At 69.1% G+C, this 16,606-nt stretch carries 21 protein-coding genes and 2 pseudogenes; 15 read left to right on the top strand and 8 right to left on the bottom strand.

Annotated elements, in window-relative coordinates; translation table 11 throughout:
• Window positions 1–243 precede the first annotated feature (243 nt).
• Window positions 244–1,185, bottom strand: a complete 942-nt coding sequence (locus ACZ5XZ_RS19355; RefSeq protein ID WP_468979832.1) for an NADP-dependent oxidoreductase — start codon at window positions 1,183–1,185, stop codon at window positions 244–246.
• A 198-nt stretch (window positions 1,186–1,383) separates the two neighbouring features.
• On the opposite strand from ACZ5XZ_RS19355, the gene ACZ5XZ_RS19350 reads away from it, so the two are divergent.
• Window positions 1,384–2,349: a GlxA family transcriptional regulator gene (locus tag ACZ5XZ_RS19350; RefSeq protein ID WP_468979512.1), complete on the top strand. Its 966-nt coding sequence runs from the start codon at window positions 1,384–1,386 to the stop codon at window positions 2,347–2,349.
• A gap of 181 nt (window positions 2,350–2,530) precedes the next feature.
• On the top strand, window positions 2,531–3,004 hold the full coding sequence (locus ACZ5XZ_RS19345) for a hypothetical protein (RefSeq protein ID WP_468979509.1): 474 nt from the start codon (window positions 2,531–2,533) through the stop codon (window positions 3,002–3,004).
• Here the strand turns inward: ACZ5XZ_RS19345 and ACZ5XZ_RS19340 are convergent.
• The 3 genes from ACZ5XZ_RS19340 to ACZ5XZ_RS19330 form a co-directional block, all read right to left on the bottom strand.
• Window positions 2,974–3,411 (bottom strand): class III lanthionine synthetase LanKC N-terminal domain-containing protein, encoded by a 438-nt coding sequence (locus tag ACZ5XZ_RS19340; RefSeq protein ID WP_468979507.1) that lies wholly within the window; start codon window positions 3,409–3,411, stop codon window positions 2,974–2,976. The genes ACZ5XZ_RS19345 and ACZ5XZ_RS19340 overlap by 31 nt on opposite strands.
• 187 nt (window positions 3,412–3,598) lie before the next feature.
• A complete protein-coding gene (locus ACZ5XZ_RS19335; protein WP_468979830.1) occupies window positions 3,599–3,949 on the bottom strand; it encodes an LppU/SCO3897 family protein in 351 nt (116 codons plus the stop codon).
• Between the two features lie 572 nt (window positions 3,950–4,521).
• The gene (locus tag ACZ5XZ_RS19330) at window positions 4,522–4,818 is read right to left on the bottom strand and encodes a hypothetical protein (RefSeq protein ID WP_468979504.1); all 297 of its coding nucleotides are present in this window, start codon (window positions 4,816–4,818) and stop codon (window positions 4,522–4,524) included.
• A gap of 408 nt (window positions 4,819–5,226) precedes the next feature.
• On the opposite strand from ACZ5XZ_RS19330, the gene ACZ5XZ_RS19325 reads away from it, so the two are divergent.
• Window positions 5,227–5,790, top strand: a complete 564-nt coding sequence (locus ACZ5XZ_RS19325; RefSeq protein ID WP_468979503.1) for a GNAT family N-acetyltransferase — start codon at window positions 5,227–5,229, stop codon at window positions 5,788–5,790.
• A 281-nt stretch (window positions 5,791–6,071) separates the two neighbouring features.
• Here ACZ5XZ_RS19325 and ACZ5XZ_RS19320 read toward each other — a convergent pair.
• Window positions 6,072–7,102 (bottom strand): annotated as a pseudogene (locus ACZ5XZ_RS19320) (helix-turn-helix transcriptional regulator).
• Between the two features lie 381 nt (window positions 7,103–7,483).
• Here ACZ5XZ_RS19320 and ACZ5XZ_RS19315 point away from each other — a divergent pair.
• The 3 genes from ACZ5XZ_RS19315 to ACZ5XZ_RS19305 all read left to right on the top strand — a co-directional run bounded on the left by ACZ5XZ_RS19315 (window position 7,484) and on the right by ACZ5XZ_RS19305 (window position 8,852).
• Window positions 7,484–7,903 carry a VOC family protein gene (locus ACZ5XZ_RS19315; RefSeq protein ID WP_468979502.1) on the top strand — a complete coding sequence of 140 codons (420 nt, stop codon included), beginning with the start codon at window positions 7,484–7,486 and terminating at the stop codon, window positions 7,901–7,903.
• A gap of 83 nt (window positions 7,904–7,986) precedes the next feature.
• Window positions 7,987–8,394 (top strand): VOC family protein, encoded by a 408-nt coding sequence (locus ACZ5XZ_RS19310; RefSeq protein ID WP_468979499.1) that lies wholly within the window; start codon window positions 7,987–7,989, stop codon window positions 8,392–8,394.
• A gap of 83 nt (window positions 8,395–8,477) precedes the next feature.
• Window positions 8,478–8,852, top strand: coding sequence for a TfoX/Sxy family protein (locus tag ACZ5XZ_RS19305; protein ID WP_468979497.1), 375 nt, complete (start codon window positions 8,478–8,480; stop codon window positions 8,850–8,852).
• A 142-nt stretch (window positions 8,853–8,994) separates the two neighbouring features.
• On the opposite strand, the gene acpP is transcribed toward ACZ5XZ_RS19305, so the two are convergent.
• A complete protein-coding gene (acpP, locus tag ACZ5XZ_RS19300; RefSeq protein ID WP_468979496.1) occupies window positions 8,995–9,231 on the bottom strand; it encodes an acyl carrier protein in 237 nt (78 codons plus the stop codon).
• 165 nt (window positions 9,232–9,396) lie between these two features.
• Here acpP and ACZ5XZ_RS19295 point away from each other — a divergent pair, with 165 nt between their 5' ends.
• The 6 genes from ACZ5XZ_RS19295 to ACZ5XZ_RS19270 all read left to right on the top strand — a co-directional run bounded on the left by ACZ5XZ_RS19295 (window position 9,397) and on the right by ACZ5XZ_RS19270 (window position 12,393).
• A complete protein-coding gene (locus ACZ5XZ_RS19295) occupies window positions 9,397–9,651 on the top strand; it encodes a hypothetical protein (protein ID WP_468979495.1) in 255 nt (84 codons plus the stop codon).
• Window positions 9,652–9,791: 140 nt separating this feature from the next.
• Window positions 9,792–10,109: a hypothetical protein gene (locus ACZ5XZ_RS19290; protein ID WP_468979493.1), complete on the top strand. Its 318-nt coding sequence runs from the start codon at window positions 9,792–9,794 to the stop codon at window positions 10,107–10,109.
• Complete coding sequence (locus tag ACZ5XZ_RS19285; RefSeq protein ID WP_468979490.1) at window positions 10,109–11,176, top strand: LLM class flavin-dependent oxidoreductase; 1,068 nt, start codon at window positions 10,109–10,111, stop codon at window positions 11,174–11,176. The genes ACZ5XZ_RS19290 and ACZ5XZ_RS19285 overlap by 1 nt, the downstream gene beginning before the upstream one ends.
• A gap of 27 nt (window positions 11,177–11,203) precedes the next feature.
• Window positions 11,204–11,404: a hypothetical protein gene (locus ACZ5XZ_RS19280; RefSeq protein WP_468979489.1), complete on the top strand. Its 201-nt coding sequence runs from the start codon at window positions 11,204–11,206 to the stop codon at window positions 11,402–11,404.
• Window positions 11,401–11,763, top strand: coding sequence for a DUF6300 family protein (locus ACZ5XZ_RS19275; protein WP_468979487.1), 363 nt, complete (start codon window positions 11,401–11,403; stop codon window positions 11,761–11,763). The genes ACZ5XZ_RS19280 and ACZ5XZ_RS19275 overlap by 4 nt, the downstream gene beginning before the upstream one ends.
• A 279-nt stretch (window positions 11,764–12,042) precedes the next feature.
• Complete coding sequence (locus ACZ5XZ_RS19270) at window positions 12,043–12,393, top strand: hypothetical protein (protein ID WP_468979484.1); 351 nt, start codon at window positions 12,043–12,045, stop codon at window positions 12,391–12,393.
• Window positions 12,394–12,589: 196 nt separating this feature from the next.
• Here the strand turns inward: ACZ5XZ_RS19270 and ACZ5XZ_RS19265 are convergent, their stop codons facing one another.
• Entirely contained in the window at window positions 12,590–13,477 is an 888-nt protein-coding gene (locus ACZ5XZ_RS19265) for a hypothetical protein (RefSeq protein ID WP_468979482.1), read from the bottom strand.
• Window positions 13,478–13,491: 14 nt separating this feature from the next.
• Window positions 13,492–13,992, bottom strand: a pseudogene (locus ACZ5XZ_RS19260) (DUF6192 family protein); the annotation flags it as partial.
• Window positions 13,993–14,014: 22 nt separating this feature from the next.
• Between ACZ5XZ_RS19260 and ACZ5XZ_RS19255 the strand changes: the two are divergent.
• The 3 genes from ACZ5XZ_RS19255 to ACZ5XZ_RS19245 all read left to right on the top strand — a co-directional run bounded on the left by ACZ5XZ_RS19255 (window position 14,015) and on the right by ACZ5XZ_RS19245 (window position 16,415).
• Entirely contained in the window at window positions 14,015–14,524 is a 510-nt protein-coding gene (locus ACZ5XZ_RS19255) for a hypothetical protein (protein ID WP_468979480.1), read from the top strand.
• Window positions 14,525–15,203: 679 nt separating this feature from the next.
• Window positions 15,204–15,428, top strand: a complete 225-nt coding sequence (locus ACZ5XZ_RS19250; protein WP_468979478.1) for a hypothetical protein — start codon at window positions 15,204–15,206, stop codon at window positions 15,426–15,428.
• A gap of 3 nt (window positions 15,429–15,431) precedes the next feature.
• A complete protein-coding gene (locus ACZ5XZ_RS19245; RefSeq protein ID WP_468979477.1) occupies window positions 15,432–16,415 on the top strand; it encodes a helix-turn-helix domain-containing protein in 984 nt (327 codons plus the stop codon).
• Window positions 16,416–16,606: the final 191 nt, after the last annotated feature.

Raw genomic sequence — 16,606 nt, 5'->3', positions numbered from 1 at the left:
TCGCTGAGAAGGTAGAACAAATTTCAGTCATTTCCAAGTTTGCGGGTGCTTTCGGAGCGGGTGGGGAAAGCGGCGATGATGTCGTCCTTGTCGCTGCGGGGCTGCGGGACGCGGGCGGGCCGGGATGGGCGTGCGGCGCCTGACGCACCTTCACGCCAGGAAGCCAGGAAGCCAGGAAGCCAGGAAGCCAGGAAGAAGGGAAGGAAGAAAGGAAAAGGAAGGAAAGGAAGGCTCGGTCGCCGGTCACGAGGTGACGGAGAGGACGATCTTTCCGGTCGTGCGGCCGGTCTCCCCGAGCGTGTGGGCGGCCGCGGCCTCCTCAAGAGGGAAGACCGCGTCCGCGATGACGCGCAGTCGGCCGTCTTCGACGAGGGCGCTGATCGCGTGCAGCCCCGCCTGGTCGGGTTCGACGAGCATGAACACCGCCCGCACCCCGGCCGCTTCGGCCTCCTGGTGGGGGAAGGAGCCATCCAGCGGCAGGATCGAGATCAGCGTTCCGCCGGGCCGCAGGGTGCGCAGGGAGCGGGCCCAGTTGTCGCCGCCGAGGCTGTCCAGCACCACATCCACATCGCGGACGGTCTCGGCGAAGTCCTCCATCCGGTAGTCGACGAGTTCGTCGGCGCCGAGCGAGCGCAGCAGTTCGTGCTTGGCGGCGCTGGCGGTGCCGATCACATAGGCGCCCCGGGCCTTGGCGATCTGGACGGCCAGATGGCCGACGCCGCCCGCGGCGGCTTGGACGAGCACCCGCTGTCCCGGCTGGACGTGCGCGGTGTCGACCAGGGCCTGCCAGGCGGTGAGCGAGGCCAGCGGCAGGGCTCCGGCCTGGATGTGGTCCAGGCCCTTGGGCCGAGGGGCGAAATGGCGGGCCGGGGCGGTGACGTACTCGGCGTAGGCCCCGGCCGGGTGCGGGAAGCGCGGCATGCCGAAGACCTCGTCACCCGGCTGGAAGAGGGTTACGCCGTCGCCGGTCTCCGCGACCACTCCGGAGACGTCGAAGCCCAGGGTGAACGGAGGCTTCGCCCCGTTGGCGAACACACCCCGCTCGCGGGTCTTCCAGTCGGCCGGGTTCACGCCCGCCGCGTGCACCCGGACCAGGATCTCGCCCCGGCCGGGCTGCGGGCGGGGCACCTCGACGACCTTGAGGACGTCGGGACGTCCCGGGGCGTCCTGGGAGACGGCAAGCATGGTCGCGGGGGCGGGGGCGGGAGCAGCGGAAGGGGCAGAAGCAGGGCTGATGGCGTCCTGAGACATGGACATGGTCACGTTCGCTTTCCGGCAGTTCTTGTTGTGGTCTGTGCCGTTTTCTCGGGCACATCCTCAGCCTGCCGGAGTCACAAGATCCCCAGTAGCGGCCTGATGGCCATGACCTGAAAGGATCTGGCCATGCACCACGTCGGCGTTCTGGCCCTGGACGGAGTCGTCCCCTTCGAGCTCGGCATCCCCGCCCGTATTTTCGGCGCCGCCCACGACAGGGCGGGCGCCCGGCTCTACACCGTGACCACCTGCAGCCTGGACGGCCGCCCGGTGCGCACCGAGGCCGACTACGGCCTCAGCGTCACACACGACGCCTCCCTGCTGGCCGGCGTCGACACCGTCGTCATCCCTCCCTCCCAGGCCCTCGGCCCGATCCGCGAAGAGGGCCGGCTGCCGGGCGCACTGCGCGACGCCCTGGCCGGCATCCGCCCCGGCACCCGGATCGTGGGCATCTGCACCGCCACATACGTCCTGGCCGCCGCCGGGCTGCTCGACCACCGACCCGCCACCACCCACTGGCGGGAGGCCGACCGGCTGCAGCGGATGTTCACCACCACCCGCGTCGACCCCGATGTCCTGTTCGTCGACGACGGCGACATCCTCACCTCCGCCGGAGTCGCCGCGGGCATCGACCTGTGCCTGCACATCGTCCGCCGTGACCACGGCAGTCAGATCGCCAACGAGGTCGCCCGCTCCTGCGTCGTACCGCCCTGGCGCGACGGCGGCCAGGCCCAGTACATCCAGCGGCCCGTCCCCGACACCCAGGCCACCAGCACCGCACCCACCCAGGCATGGGCCCTGGAACACCTCGCCGAACGCCTCACCCTGGCCGACCTCGCCGCCCACGCCAACATGAGCGTACGCACCTTCACCCGCCGCTTCCGCGACGAAGTCGGCACCACCCCCGGCCAATGGCTCACCCGCCAACGCGTCGACCTCGCACGCCACTTGCTGGAGACCACCGAATGGCCCGTCGATCTCGTCGCCCACCGCGCCGGCTTCGGCACCGGCGTCTCGCTGCGCCAGCACCTCCAGGCCGCGATCGGCGTCCCGCCCCAGGTGTACCGCCGCACTTTCCGCGGTGACGGCGGGTAGCCGGTGCGCATGAGCGGGCCGCCGGGCCGCCGGGGTGCAGGTAAGCGGGCCGGCCGGGCGTACGCAAGCGGGGTAGCGGCGCGGATGCGAGCGGGGTAGCGGGGCGCGCACATAAGGTGATGCGCCCGTCGACGAGCCCGCAGAGGATTCGCAGAGGAGGGGATGAGGAGGGGATGAGGCCGTGGAGGTATCCGTCCAGTGGATACGGACGACCTGGACGAAGAAGTCCCGGGGCGGAGAGGCTGCCGCACACAGGAACGCAGCCCCGGTCGGCTTCGCCTTCCCCAGCACGGCACCTTCGTCCGCGCACGTGGTCCGCATGCATGAGCGGGATGACTTCGAGCCGTATGACGCCGAGGAGGACTTGCGCAGAGTCGACGTGCAGCTCCGGGAATCCGACGGTCGACTGCGGGTCCAGCCCAGGGTGGACCCCCTGTTCGCCCTCCCGCCTCGACCGCGCAGGCCCCCGGCTGTTCGCCTGGCTCCGGGCCAGTGGGTCCGCTGGCAGCTCAACTACCGTTTCAGCAGTGCGTTGGGAATACGGGACTGGTCGTACTGGATGGACACCTTCAACATCGCGTACGGCACCGTGGACGCCGAAGTGTTCCTGTCGGAGCCCACGGTCTACGTCGACGAGCGAGGACCACTCCGGTAACTGCGCCATGGGGTGATCACGCGGCTTAGGCGGTTTCGTGGAGGCGGGCACCTCCTCCCGAACCAGGAACAGCCGCCCTTCGTGCTCGACGAGTTCCCGCGGATAGGAGCCAGTCCCGGTGCGGTGAGCCGCTCCAGCATCCCGGCTTCGTGCTGCAGCGCGGCGCGCAGGGAGCCGGAGAGCACGCAGCGCCCGGCGAGCACCACGGGCGCCTGCCCTGCGGGCCGTTCGGACCACCCTGGAGAGAGCACATCGTTGGCCGCGCCCGAGGCCGCGCTCACATGGATCTTCCAACCTTGCATGCGTGGCACATGCGCAGAAGGCAGGGCAGTCGCCCACAAGTCACCGGCGCGAATACACCAGTCGGCGGTCGCATGGCCGGCTGACCACCCTGCGGCACAGCCCATCGATCCCTGACTGCCATAGGGCGGCTGCTGCTGTCGCCCGCCGTGCCGTTCCCGCCACCGATGACCGGGCGGCGACCACCGGCCAGACCCGATCAGACCAGCCAGACCAGAGCAGACCAGGCCCGGCCCACGCCTGCGCCCTGTGCTGGTGTCCGCGCCTGCGCCTGTGTCCGCGCCAGGGCCCGGGTCAGTGCCGCGCTGGCTTCAGACACAGAGTGGTCTGCCCCTGACGGCCGCCGCGCTCGGTGTACTTGTCCAACTCCCGCGGACACGTGCCCTGAAGCGTCGCATCGATCACGACCTTGTAGTCGGCCTTCGCGTCGCTGCAGGCAATGGTGAAAAGCACCGGATCGCCGTGCGTACCACGGTTTTCCAAACAGTCCCCGACCCGCGCGTCGCGGGCGGCCTTCACCGAGGGCTTGCCGTCATCGGTCAGGGCGCTCAGCCCCCAAAAACCGGCCCCGATCCCGACCAGGACCCCCACCGCGATCAGCGGCCGCAGCCACGGACGCCGCTCGGGCCCGGTGGGGGTGAACATCGGCACGCCCGGCTGCTGCACCGGGGGCTGGCCGTACGCCGGCTGCTGGCCGTGGGGGAGTGGCCCACCGGCAGCCGCCCCGGGGACCGGAGGCCCGTAGCCGGCCGGCGGACCGTACGGCACGGGGCCGGGCTGGCCATAGGGCACCGAGCCTTGAGGCATCGAGCCTTGGGGCGCGGGGCCATAGGGCCCGGGGCCTTGGGGCGGCGGTGAGTACGCGGACATACGGATCCCCCTGTGATACGCGGCTGACCTGGCACCGCTCGGAGTGCCCGGCACCGCTTCGAGTGCGACCAACAGGTTATGAGGCACCACTCACGCACCTCACAGGGGGCCACCACCGAGGTTCCCGCGCCCGTCCTTTGGGTGCGCGGGGACGGCAGCGAGGCGAGAGAAGGGGGAGGGGGAGGGGCGTGAGCCGGGGGGGGGCAGCTTGTGGCCTGCCGGATTACGGCAACCTTCGTGTGCCCCCGCTCGTCCGTCGCCCGCCGGCGTCCTTCCTGCGGATCGTCCTTCCTGCCGCGGTGCGTGGTCCGCCTGGCCCGAACCGTCCCGAGCCGTGCGGATTGTTGTCACAGGCAGAGGAGGACGATGAGTCCGCTGCAGTCGTCGCCGCCGTCGTTGCCGCCGTGTCCGCCGCCTTTGTGTCCGCCGCCGTGGTTGCCCTGGCCCCAGGTGTTGCCCCAGCCGTCGTCGTGGTCGCCGGCTGGGCTCGACTTGGAGGCGGTGGCGCCGTGGGGGGCGGGTGTCACGGCTGCGGCGGAGGTGGTGGTGGCCGCTGTGGCGGCGAGAGCGAGGCCCAGGGCGGCGCCGGCCGTGAATATTCGCGCAACGGCTTTCTTCGGGCGATTCGTCTGAGTAGTGTTCATGAATTCACCATGCACGTCCCTGTGGGTACCTTCGTCCCGGGTGCAGCTGATCGAGTGAACCACTGTGACGGAGCAGCGATCTTCAGGGGGCTGGACTGCTTTGGTCTGGAGTCCCGCCTTTGGAGTGGGACTCGGGACGGTTGAAGCGGCTGTGTGCGGGCGTGATGGGCATGGACTGGGGGCGCGTTTGGTTCGGTGTTCGAGCGTTTGGCCTGTGGTCCGGTAGTTGTGTGGGAATGATCTTGGGTTTAGGGGCATGGAGGAAAGCGACCGATCCTTCGGGGGCAACGGGGAACGGGCCGGCACCAAGCCGCACCCGTCTCTATATCCTGCGGCGTCACGGCAAAGCCCCCGAGTTGCCGAGGAAAACCGTTGGGCTGTCCGACTTGCCCCAGGCATGATCGACTCGTGAACACCTACCTGGAGACCGAGCGCCTGGCCCTGCGCCGCTTCACTGCCGATGACGCGGACCTGCTGATCGAACTGGACAGTGACCCGGCGGTGATGCGCTACCTGACCGGCGGCAATCCGACCGCGCCGGAGCTCGTCTGCGAGCGCAACCTGCCGAACATCCTCGCCGGCTACGAGAAGTGGGGCGGCGACCTCGGACTATTCGCCGCGCACGAGAAGGACGGCGGCGCGTTCATCGGCTGGTTCCACCTGCGTCCCGAGCCGGAGGGCCCGCTGGATGAAGCCGAACTCGGCTACCGGCTGCGGCAGGCGGCTTGGGGCAAGGGTTATGCCACCGAGGGCTCGCGGGCCTTGCTGGGCAAGGCGTTCACGGAGCTCGGTGTGCGCATGGTCTGGGCTGCGACGATGTCCGTGAACCACGGTTCGCGCAACATCATGGAGAAGCTCGGAATGATGCTCGCGGACACCATCCCTACGCCCTCCGACATGGAGATGATCGAGGGCTCCGAGTATGGAGGCGTACGGTACGAGATCACCAAGGAGCAGTGGGAGCAGCAGTAGCCACGGTGCGAACGGCCGTTCTGCATCCACGCCCACCGGAATCGGTAGGTGGACGGCAGGAGTCGTACCAGGTTGAACCCGGGCCCGCCATGGACTGTTGGTTACCGTCAACGACACCCCTTACTGGGCGATCAGCGCCTGGGCCGGCAGCAGTAGCGGCGGCGCTGACACGGCGGCCCTACCCTGGCAGCAGCCTCGCTCTGCAACCAAGACACCCGGACCGGTCTCGCCACAAATCCTGTTCTGGGGTCAACCCCCGAAGGAATTCGAGCGTTGACCACTTAGTCGTCCTTGTGGATCCCGTTCTCCGTCTCGTGTTTGCCGCTGCCGTGTTCGCTCTGACTGCTGAGGGCGTGGGCGGCGCGGAGGAGTCGGTGGCCGAGTTTTTCCAGGTAGGGGGCGAGTTCGGGGGTGCCGTGGATGGTGTGGGTGGGGCCGAAGTCGACGCCGAGGAGTTGTTCGGCGATGTGGTGGGGGTTGTTGGCGGCGAGGTCGAGGGTGCTGGTGTGGTCGTCGATGGGTTGTACGCGGTTGGGGAGGGAGTAGGTGCGGGTGCGGACGGTTTCGGCGTCGGCGGGGACGGTGGCGTGGAGGGTGTAGCGGGCAGGGGCGGCGGCCAGGCGCTCGGCGACGTAGGCGACCGTGTCGGGGGCGGGTAGCTCGCGTGGGGTGGTGCGGTGGCCGGTGGGGGTGGGGTCGGTGAGGCGGTCGACGCGGAAGAGGCGCCATTCGTCGTGGTCGGTGTCGTAGGCGACGAGGTACCAGACGGGGGTGGCGGCCACCAGGGCGTGCGGTTCGGCCCGGCGTGCTCCTGTGGTGCCGCTGCTGGTGGTGAAGGTGATGATCTCGTGGTCGCGGCAGGCTGTGGCCAGGGTGGTGAGGGTGGTGGGGTCGGCTTGGGCCCGGTGCTCCAGGGGACGGGTAGCGGGGCGGCGGTGGCCTGGATCGCGGTGACCTGGTGGCGTAGCCGCTGTGGGAGGACCTGTTCGAGCTTGGCCAGGGCGCGCACCGCGGTCTCCTCAATTCCGGTGACGCCGCTGGTGGCCGTGCGCAGGGCGACGGCGATGGCGACGGCTTCCTCGTCGTCCAGCAGGAGGGGTGGCAGGTCGGTGCCGGAGGTGAGGCGGTAGCCGCCGGCGGTGCCGGTGGTGCCTTCGACGGGGTAGCCGAGATCGCGGAGCCGGTCGATGTCGCGGCGGATGGTGCGCAGGGTGACGCCGAGGCGTGTCGCGAGTTCGGTGCCGGACCATGTGCGGCGCATCTGGAGCAGAGACAGCAGGCGCAGCATCCGGGCGGGCAGGTCCTGAGTCATGTTTTGAGGATGGCAGGCACTAGTGACGTGAGGTGTCCTAAAGGGGCCCTAGCGTGGAAACCGTCCAAGCGTCGAGGAGGTACCTCGGCGGGCGGCGGGAGCCCTTCCTGCCGGAGCGGCCAGCCGCGGTGACGGCCAGGTCGCCCGGCAGTTGTCGTTCGAGATCGCCGGCTCTCGGGAGTCCGGAGTCTCCTCGGCGGGCATCGCCGTCTGGCGGAATCTCGGGTTCCACCCCGGGGTGACACGGAATGAGTCGATCACCCTGCGTGGGCAACGGAGCGCAGGGCCGGACGACGGCTGCCCTGGTCAGGGCTCCTCAACCACTGAAGGCGGCGCGCCCTCACCGAGCGCAAGGCGTGCTGCACGCGATTAGGAGAGATCATGATCACTGGAGTGAACACCGTCGTGACCTGGGTGGTGGACCAGGAATCGGCCAAGGCGTTCTTCACTGAGAAGCTCGGCCTGGAGGAGCGCATGGATGTGCCGTTCGGCGAGGCCATGCGCTGGGTCACCGTGGGTCCGAAGAACCAGCCGGATCTGCAGCTCACCCTGATGGTTCCGGGACCGCCGTTGATGGACTCGGAGTCCGCCGAGCAGCTCAAGGCGCTGCTCGCCAAGGGTGTGCTCGCGGGTTGCACGTTCACCGTCGAGGGCTGCCAGGCGGCTTACAAGGAGCTGTCGGAGCGGGGTGTGACCTTCCTCGGCGAGCCGCAGCCCAAGCCGTGGGGCATCTCCACGAGCTTCCGCGACGACTCCGGCACTACCCACGAGATCCTGCAGCCGCACCAGCCGCGCAGCTAAACGGCGGGCTCACGTCGTCGGTGGCCGGGAGAGCAGCCCCGCCTACCGCACATCTGACATGCCGATGACGAAGGAGAAGACCCATGACAACGGACAACGCTCACAGGGGGCTGGCGGGCAAGGTCAGCTCGTACGCGATCTGGGCGCCCGACGGCCGGGAGCTGGCCGCCTTCTACGCCGCCGCCCTCGGCACACAGGTCGGCGACGCCTACCCGGACGAGAACGGCAACGAAGCCGCCTTCCCCGTCACCGCCAACGGGACGATGTACATCTTTTACACGGCACAGTCCTTCCAGGCCCCCAACTGGCCCGACCAGGAACTGGCCTTCCACCTCGACCTGGCCTTCGACAACGTCGAAGCAGCCGAGAAGCAACTGATCGAACTGGGCGCCACCAAGCCGTCCCACCAGCCCGGCGGCGAACACTGGACCGTCCTACTCGACCCCTCCGGTCAGCCCTTCTGCATCAGCGCCGCCTGGGGCACCACCTGACCGGTGACGCCACATGCCGCTTGGCGGCAGCACATGGGGTGAGCGGGGCAAAGCCCCATATGCGGCGAGGAAAAGGTGCGGGCATGGTGAGGCATGTGGCACAGGTACCGAGATACGGGATGAGCGTGGTGGTCATGGCGTACGACGAAGTGCTGGCGGAGCGGGTGAAGGAACGGCTGGAGCCCGAGGGGGTGGTCGCGAAGAAGATGTTCTCCGGCCTGACCTTCCTCCTCCAGGGCAACGCGCTGGCCAACCTGTATGACGAGGGGCTGATGGTGCGTGTGGGGAAGGAGGGGATGGACGAAGCCCTGGCACGTCCCGGCGCGAGGACGCTGGAGATGCGTGGCAAGGAGCAGAGGGGCTGGGTCGTGTTGGACGAGTCGACCTTGGACGATGACGTCCTGGACGACTGGCTGCAGTGGGCCATGGAGGTCACCGCCGAACTTCCTCCTAAGTGACCCAGGCCGGCCGACCATGCTCGGCGTGATGCTAGAGGCGGGCGCATCGGCACGTGGCCGGCGGTAGGGGCGTGGTGACTTCTTGGTCAATGAGGCGAAGAGCCCCCAGGCGAACATGGCCTGGGGGCTCGGAGCCTTGCGGCTACCCCTGAGGGGCGTTGACGTAGTCCACAAGCTGCTGCACGGTGCGTAGCTTCTCGCTTTCCTCGTCAGGGATCTCGATGCCGAACTCTTCCTTGCTGGCCAGCAACAGCTCCACCACGCCCAGGGAGTCCGCACCGAGATCGTCGATGAAGGTGGCGTCTCCCTTCACGTCCCTCTCATCGACATCCAGCTGCTCCCTGATGATCCTCTTGACGCGCTCTTCGACAGTGGCCAACTGACCTCTCCCGCCCCTCTGCCATGACACGAACAGACCACACCGCCTACCAGCGGTTCGGTGAGCCCCGATCGGCATGATCAACAAATAGAGGCTTCATCATGCGGCCACTGGCATCGTCGCCAAACGGAACAAGTCAACCCGCAGACCTGAAGGGGAGCAGCGTTGACCGGCTACACCCATAGTGAGCTGAACCTGACCGACCCGACCAAGGGGTACACCCAGTTCGTCCTTTACACCGAGCCCCGGCTCGGCGTCGCGTGCACCTCGCTGAACGCCACGGTGACTATCCGGCGGCAGAAGACCCCGTACGGGCAGAAGTGGCGGGGCAAGCTTCAGCGGTGCGTCCCGAGCGCAGTGCATGCCACGCTCGTGGACAGCGTGATGATTCCGAAGCTGTTCCAGCCGTGCGTGGACTAGGACACGGACCGTTCCTCGGCCGTGTGCAGGTCGAGCTGCGCGTGCTACCGCACCTGGTACGACCTGCAGTTCGGGCTCCATGTCGTCGGCGAGCACTATCGAACCGTCGGCAGTGACATCGACGACGACGGGAACTTGAAGTGCGCGCCTGTGGTCTCCGAGCGGGCACGGGCGAAGTCGAACGGATCGCCGCCCGCCAGACCCGCCCGGCCAAGGCGTGCGCGCGGTCTCTGGCGCAGCTGCGCGAGGGCTGGCAGTCAAGTGCCCGCGTGCTCCTCGTCGCCGGCGCCGACGTCATCGACTCCCTCTTCGAGGGCGCCCGCGCCGCGGCTGCCGCGATCCGAGCCCGGGGCGCCGCGGTGGTCGACGTCGGCCTGACGGCCGTCGCCGCCACTGCTGCGCCGGGACCTGTCATGCTGAGCCGGTTCGATTCCATCCGCCTACCTTGGAGGTTGTGATGCGTGCAGGCATCGTGGTCAGCGCGCACCCCGGAGTGGAGGACCTCGCCGTGCGGGCCGAGGAGTTGGGCTTGCACAGCTTCTGGGTCAACGACACCCCGATGGTCCACGGCGATCCCTTCGTTGCCTTGAGCCTGTGCGCGAAGGCCACCAGCCGCATCAGGCTCGGCATCGGCGTGACCTCACCGGCGCTGCGCTCGGCTCCGGCCGCCGCGAGCGGGCTCGCCAGCCTCAACGCCCTGGCACCGGGTCGGATCATCTGCGGCGTCGGCACCGGAAACACCGCCCGGCGCACCCTGGGCATGCGGCCGACCACGGCGGCCAGGCTCGAAAACTTCACCGCCGCACTGCAGGACCTGTGCGCCGGACGCTCGACCGAGTACCGCGAAGGTGACCGGGTCCGCGACATCCGGTTCCTGCACACCAGGGCGCACGTGAACACCGCCGACCCGATCGAGTTCGTCGTGGCGGCGCTGCTCGGGCCGAAGGCCGCCGCCGTCGCCGGCCGCCGCGGCACCGGCCTCATCTCATTCGGCCTGCTGGACCCCACCGCCTGGCACGCGCTGCACGACGCCCGCCGCCACGCCGCCCAAGACGCACCCCGCGCCCCCGACTCCCACACGGACTCCTATGTGGTCACCTCGCTCCACATACTCGACGAGGACGAGGACCCCCACGGCGTCGCGGCCCGGGACGCGACCGGCCACCTCGTCCTGTCGCTGCTGGCCTTCGCCGCCGACACAGCCGCCGAAGAAACCGCCTTCGCCCAGCAACTCAGCCCTGAGGTACGCGAGGTGGTGCGGCGGCTCCTCGACCGGCGCGGCACCACCGCCACCGCGCCGGACCGGCACACCAAGCTCTACCCCAACTACCTCGGACGCATCTCACCGCAGGACCGGGACCTGGTTCTGCCCTCGCTGATGAACACCCTGGCCCTGGTCGGCACCCGCGACGACCTCCTCGCCCGCATCACCACCCTGGAACAGGCCGGCATCGACGAACTCATCATCCAGCCGGTGATCGACCCGCCCACCGAGATGGCCGCGCTCGCGAAACTCCTCACCTGAGCGAACAACTCCTGCAAGCAGCCCGCGGTGAGACGCGTCAACGCCTCTGTTGTCGCGGAGCTGAAGCGCATCCTGGGCGCTCATCCCGGCGAGTCGCCGGTGCACCTGCGTGTCAGGTCTCCGCAGACGACGACGGTGTACGCGCTCGGCAGGCTGGTGAATGCCTCGACCCTCGCCTCCGACATCAAGGGCGCGTTCGGCCCCGAGGCCTGGGCGGGCACGACATGACCGCCGACCGACCGGCCGCGACCACCGCACGCCAGGAGACCGACGACACCCCCAACTGCCCGCAGTGCGGGAATGCCGGCCTGGTGTCAGCCCGCTTCCCCCACACTTGGCACGGGCACAACGGCAAGCCGGTCCGCGGATTCAGGGAGGCGGCGGTCCTATGCGCCGCGTGCGGCGACGGCGAGGGGACGGCCGCCGAGCTGTCGGCACTGATCGACGAACAAGGGGCGGAGCGCCCGGAAGACGTCGAGACGTTCATCCTGCTGGCTGTTGCCTGGAGCGAACATGCCCGTCGCCGAGCACCCGACTCGAGAGCGTTGGCGGAGGAGGAGCAACGCTGGCACCTTGATGAGCTGTGAAGAGGCCCTATTAAGGAGCCATGTACGCCCAGTGCAACAACCCGAGCGGGGAGTTGACGGGTTGCGCCCGTTCGGGTCGCGACTGTTCGCGTGGCAGGTGCTCTTTCCTTGGCCTACCCTGAGGGAAGGGAGGCAAGGAATGAGCTCAAACATCACCGGCTTTCCTCAACAAATTTCTGCATGGCTCGGGGAGGGGGCAGCCGCGTGCAGAGCTCGGATTGATCATGACTCTGCACCCCACTTTCCCCTGTCGGGCGGTGCAGCGGCAAGGGGGTTCTCGTGAACGACGAGTCGGAAACTGTCAATCTTCCTGAACTGCCGACCACTGCAAAGGGATCGGAATCCAAATCCCAGGTCGGAGCGCGCGTCGTCGCCAGCTCCGTGGACCTCCTAGTGAGCACTGTTACGCTCCGCGGAAGACATTGGTTGGACTTCAATATCGCCCCGAGTAAAAGCAGTTCGCTTATCGCCGTGACCGCCTTCGAACTTAAGAACGGATTGCCGGTCCAGGGGTCCGCACCGATCTACTGCATGAACACCATCGCGCGAAATGGCAAGATTTCCATGTTGGTGGATGTGCTCTGGGACGAACCCATCACCGTTGAATTCGATTTCATGATCTTCAACTAGGACTTGTCCGGCCGTGGGCGCCCCGCTCCGCGGTGGCGGTCCGACCGCCGGCGGCGCAGGTACGCGACTCCGCCGCCTTCCCTGGACTGGCTACGCGGCCAGCGCCATCAGGTCCGCCGGGGCGCACCGACTGCGCTGCTGCGGCACCTCGACCGGCGCCGAGGCCTCGCCTCCATCGTAGACCCGGCCGAGGTACTCACCGACCGGCCGGTGCCACGGGCGGCCGGTCAGGGCGCGCAGGACGACCGCGCCGACGGGCGGTCGTGGCCACCCCGTTGTCGGCCGCATCCAGCTCCACCCACTGCTGCTGGGACCAGCCAGCCAGGGCCAGCTCGAACGAGACCGCCTCCCGCACCTCTTCGGGCAGGTTCGCGGACTGCTCCATGGCGACCCACCGTAGGGTCTCGCCGTGGAGCTGGAGGCCGAGCGCCCAGACCAGCACCTCGGCGACGAGTCCGGCTTGCGGGTCCGGCATGTCGGCTGCCATGGCGCGCATGTCGGCCAACGTCGCCCCGGAGCGCTCGCGGTACCCGCCGTGTCCGGCCGCCTCCCCGGCGGCGCGCAGCATGGCGGCGAGCACCTTCAGGGACTGCGCGGTGAGTCCGGCCCGCTTGCCCGCGGTCGACCAGGCCAGGCAGGGCGGGGAGATGACGACGCCGACGGTCCAGCGCAGCGCGGGGTGCTCGGGGTCGAGCAGGGTGATGTCGATGACGATGCGGCGGTGCCCTGCTCGCTCGGCGGTGGCGCACGCGTCGCCGGAGGGGTCGAAGCCGACGGCGTCGTACCGGGCGCCGAGGGCGGCGAGTCCTTCGTCCCAGCCGCCGGGGCCGGCGCAGACGCCGACGACGCGCTCTCGGTCGCCCTCGCGGGGGCGCAGGAGCCAGCGGCCCGGCCAGGGCGCGGCGATCTCGTCCAGCTCGGCGAGGACCTCCGTGGGGATTTCGGCGCCGTGGTCGAGCGCGAGGTCGGCGAGGCAGACGGGGCAGGTGCGCTCCTCGAACCAGTCGACGCAGGTGACGTAGCTGTGCCAGTCCGTGAAGCCGCAGCGGGCGGTGGTGTCGCCGTGGTCGGGCAGGAGGTGCACCAGGCCCTCGGACGGCGCAAGACCTCAGTGGTCACCGCCGCGACCACCTGCTCATCGCGGGCCAGGGCCTGGATCGCGCTGACCTTCTCCTCAGGCGAGATGGGTGTATCCACCTGATTGCCGACCCGGCGCCTGGCCTCGTCGGCCGGTGACCTGGAACGACAAGCCGACGAGCAGAACACCGCACCCGGACGACCGGCCCCCGGCGCCCGGGCCAAAGCCCACAAGGATCTCGGCCGCACCGGCGAGGCCCTCGAGGCATGCGCAAGGTCGCCGACGCAGGCGGCCGGCTCGCTCCGCGTGGCCGCCGCGGCCTGGCCAACCTCGCCCGCATCCGGGGCGACTTTCCCACCGCCCTCGACGCCATCCCGACCCTGGGCTGGAAGGGCCGCCACCACCGTGTCCTCGCCCACATCAGGTGGCCCCACGGCGACATCGACATCGACAGCGCCATCGCCGCCTTCGAAGCCGCACGGACCGAAGCCGAACACCACAACGCCCCAGGCGAGAGCCATCGCCCAGACCCTCCTCGCCCTGGTGACAGCCTTCACCGACCCCGTCCGCGCTACCGACGAACTCGCCCTCGCCCACCAGCTCCTCGAACCGCTCGGCCAACGCGCCACCACCTTCTACGCCGCGGTCGCGGCCCTCTTGCGCGACGCTGGCACCGATCGCAACCTCACCGACCGGGCCACCGTCCTGCACACCGAGGCCACCGTCGCCGGCCTTCCCTGGCTCTCCCCACTCATCGAGACCGCCATCGCCTTCCACCACGCCGTACGCGGCGTACACGACGACCTCACCGCCACCATCGACCGCCTGCGCGAGGCAACCGCGAACGGGCGACTTCGCCCACTACGTCGACACCGCCACCGCCATGGGCGACCTGCCCCACCCCGCCGAAAGCACCATCCAGTGGCTCGACGACGCACACACTGCCCGGGACCGCTGGCGATCCCTGGTCACCGCCCGCCAAGTCCACCTGCGCAGCATCCGGTAGCGGCTGTCGGGACGGGCAGCTTTGACCCCGACAACCAGCCGAGATGACGCTTGTCTCCCCGAGGACAGTGGAACAATTGTTTCCACCAAGGCCTGGGCAGTGGGCGCTCACTGAGTTCGCGTACAACGAGGGCGCGTCGCAGGCACCTTGGTGCGCTGGAGACTCACCTGCCCTCGGCGCTCATAGCGGCGGCCGAGCTGACTCCTGGCGAACTGGAGCAGGCCGGTGTCCTTGGCACCCGACGAGTCCGGCTCGTGCACTGCGGAGGGGTCGGCTGCGATGTCACCGACCCCTCGGCGCCATGTCGGTATCTGTATGGACCGGCGATCGCGGGGGCCCTCGCGGCAACGCGGCCACCCGCAGCAATGTCCCGAAGTCGTAGGGGAGCCCACGGGGCGACGGGATGAAACACCACGCTTTTGACACGTGGTGTGTAACCAGAATCGGCAGTACCGCACGGGTACACAACCGCGATTGAGACGGAATCGGCGCAACCCTCAGGTAGTCCCGGCGCTGACCTGCGAAATTCATGCATTCAAGGGTCTGGATCCGCAGTGTCCAGTCTGAGACGGGGATGGGCCTATACCCCGTCGTAGGCCAGGGATGGGTCAGGAGGGCCTTCAGGGTGCGCCAACATCGTGGGTGCAAGGTCACTCGCATAGGCGACGGCAACCGCCTGTGTGCAGGGACCAGTTGGGGAGCCCAAAAATCGAACGGGAGAGAACTATGTCTCACACCGCACGCGCCGCCTGCGTGGTGCCCGGCGAGCGGCCGCTGACCGGGCCAGAGGCCACCGTCGTCGTGGTCGTCCTGATCCTGGCCGTGCTGCTCGCCCTCGCGGGGATGCCGGCCTTGTCCGTCCTGGTGCTGCTCGCCGAGACGCTGGACACAGGCTTCCGCCTGGTCCGCCGGGCACGCTCCGGCAAGCGCACCGTGACGGCGGAGGGCTGACCTATGGGACGACGGGAGAACCCCATCGCCCCGTGTGAACGAGAGCTGGAGAAGCTGGCCCGCTGTCTGCGGGCCCAGCGCGCCCGGGCGGGCTTGAACTACAAGCAGCTTGCCGCGCGTTCCGGGTGCAGCGCCTCAACGCTGATCCGGGCCGTGTCCGGAGAACAGGTGCCAAAGCTCAAGACCGTCCGGGCCTACGCCGTGGCCTGCGGAACTGACCCCGGTGAGGCCGAGCGGCTGTGGAAGCGCGCCCGCTACCGTGCTGTCCGTGGCTGTGATGGGCCCGTTCCGCATCCTCGATATGTGCGCAACTTCGCGGAACTGCGTGCGGCGTTGGTCGACCTCTACCAGAAGGACGGCGCCCGGCCGTACCGGGAGCTGGAGACCGCCAGCGGTGGCGTCCTGGCCCACGCCACCGTCGGGCGGTTCCTCCGCCAGGAAGGCGGTCGCCCCACTGTCCAGTTCGTCCTCGCGTTTGCCCAGACCTGCGGAGTAAAGGGAGTGGCGCTGCGGGAATGGGAACGGGCCTGGGGCCGTGCGGAGGAAGACCGCCTGGGCGGTGCCCCGACGGTTGTCACACGGCGCTCGAGCGTCTCTGCAGTCGTCGGTGCGGACGGCCGCACGGGGTGGTTCCACTCCGACCCCGAGCGCACTCTGGATGGACAGGAGATCCGGCGGCTCACGCCCGCCGGAGCGCGGGCAGACCACCGCGGGAGTTCCCGTTCCAGTTCCTGCAGCGCCTGCACCTCCATCACCTGGCCTTCTGCCTTGAGCCCGGAAGAGCTGCATGCGGCCCGGACCCTGCTCCGCGTGCGACGGTCGACCCAGTCCAAGCGAGCCCCCTGGGCGGACACCGTTGCCGGGCTGGAGGTGACCTCTGAGGTCGGTGGCGAGTGGGGGGGCTGGGCGGACGCTGGCAGACCCGCCCCGAACCGGCGCGCACGCAGGAGGTCGCCGCAGCGCTCCGCCCCTGGCACGTTGTTCTGACGGGGTTACGTGTCACGGCCCCGCTTTGCCCCACGCTTCAGCGACCTGCCCGACAGCGAGGGGCCGGCCATCGGATACGGGCCGCTGGAGACCGTGGCATGCAACAAGGTCAACCTGAGGCGGATCGAAACGCACTGGCCGGATGTCCTCCGCCTCCGGGGCGGCGACGATCTCGCGCAGCGGCAGCCCGT

Source organism: Streptomyces sp. NPDC033270, from assembly GCF_055576575.1.
This window is presented reverse-complemented; position numbering and strand designations above follow the sequence as displayed.

Coding starts and splice junctions, on each gene's coding strand:
- ACZ5XZ_RS19355 (WP_468979832.1), bottom strand. CDS start 1,185: ATGCTTGCCGTCTCCCAGGACGCCCCGGGACGTCCCGACGTCCTCAAG.
- ACZ5XZ_RS19350 (WP_468979512.1), top strand. CDS start 1,384: ATGCACCACGTCGGCGTTCTGGCCCTGGACGGAGTCGTCCCCTTCGAG.
- ACZ5XZ_RS19340 (WP_468979507.1), bottom strand. CDS start 3,411: ATGGGCTGTGCCGCAGGGTGGTCAGCCGGCCATGCGACCGCCGACTGG.
- ACZ5XZ_RS19335 (WP_468979830.1), bottom strand. CDS start 3,949: ATGTTCACCCCCACCGGGCCCGAGCGGCGTCCGTGGCTGCGGCCGCTG.
- ACZ5XZ_RS19330 (WP_468979504.1), bottom strand. CDS start 4,818: ATGAACACTACTCAGACGAATCGCCCGAAGAAAGCCGTTGCGCGAATA.
- ACZ5XZ_RS19315 (WP_468979502.1), top strand. CDS start 7,484: ATGATCACTGGAGTGAACACCGTCGTGACCTGGGTGGTGGACCAGGAA.
- ACZ5XZ_RS19310 (WP_468979499.1), top strand. CDS start 7,987: ATGACAACGGACAACGCTCACAGGGGGCTGGCGGGCAAGGTCAGCTCG.
- ACZ5XZ_RS19305 (WP_468979497.1), top strand. CDS start 8,478: ATGGTGAGGCATGTGGCACAGGTACCGAGATACGGGATGAGCGTGGTG.
- ACZ5XZ_RS19285 (WP_468979490.1), top strand. CDS start 10,109: ATGCGTGCAGGCATCGTGGTCAGCGCGCACCCCGGAGTGGAGGACCTC.
- ACZ5XZ_RS19275 (WP_468979487.1), top strand. CDS start 11,401: ATGACCGCCGACCGACCGGCCGCGACCACCGCACGCCAGGAGACCGAC.
- ACZ5XZ_RS19250 (WP_468979478.1), top strand. CDS start 15,204: ATGTCTCACACCGCACGCGCCGCCTGCGTGGTGCCCGGCGAGCGGCCG.
- ACZ5XZ_RS19245 (WP_468979477.1), top strand. CDS start 15,432: ATGGGACGACGGGAGAACCCCATCGCCCCGTGTGAACGAGAGCTGGAG.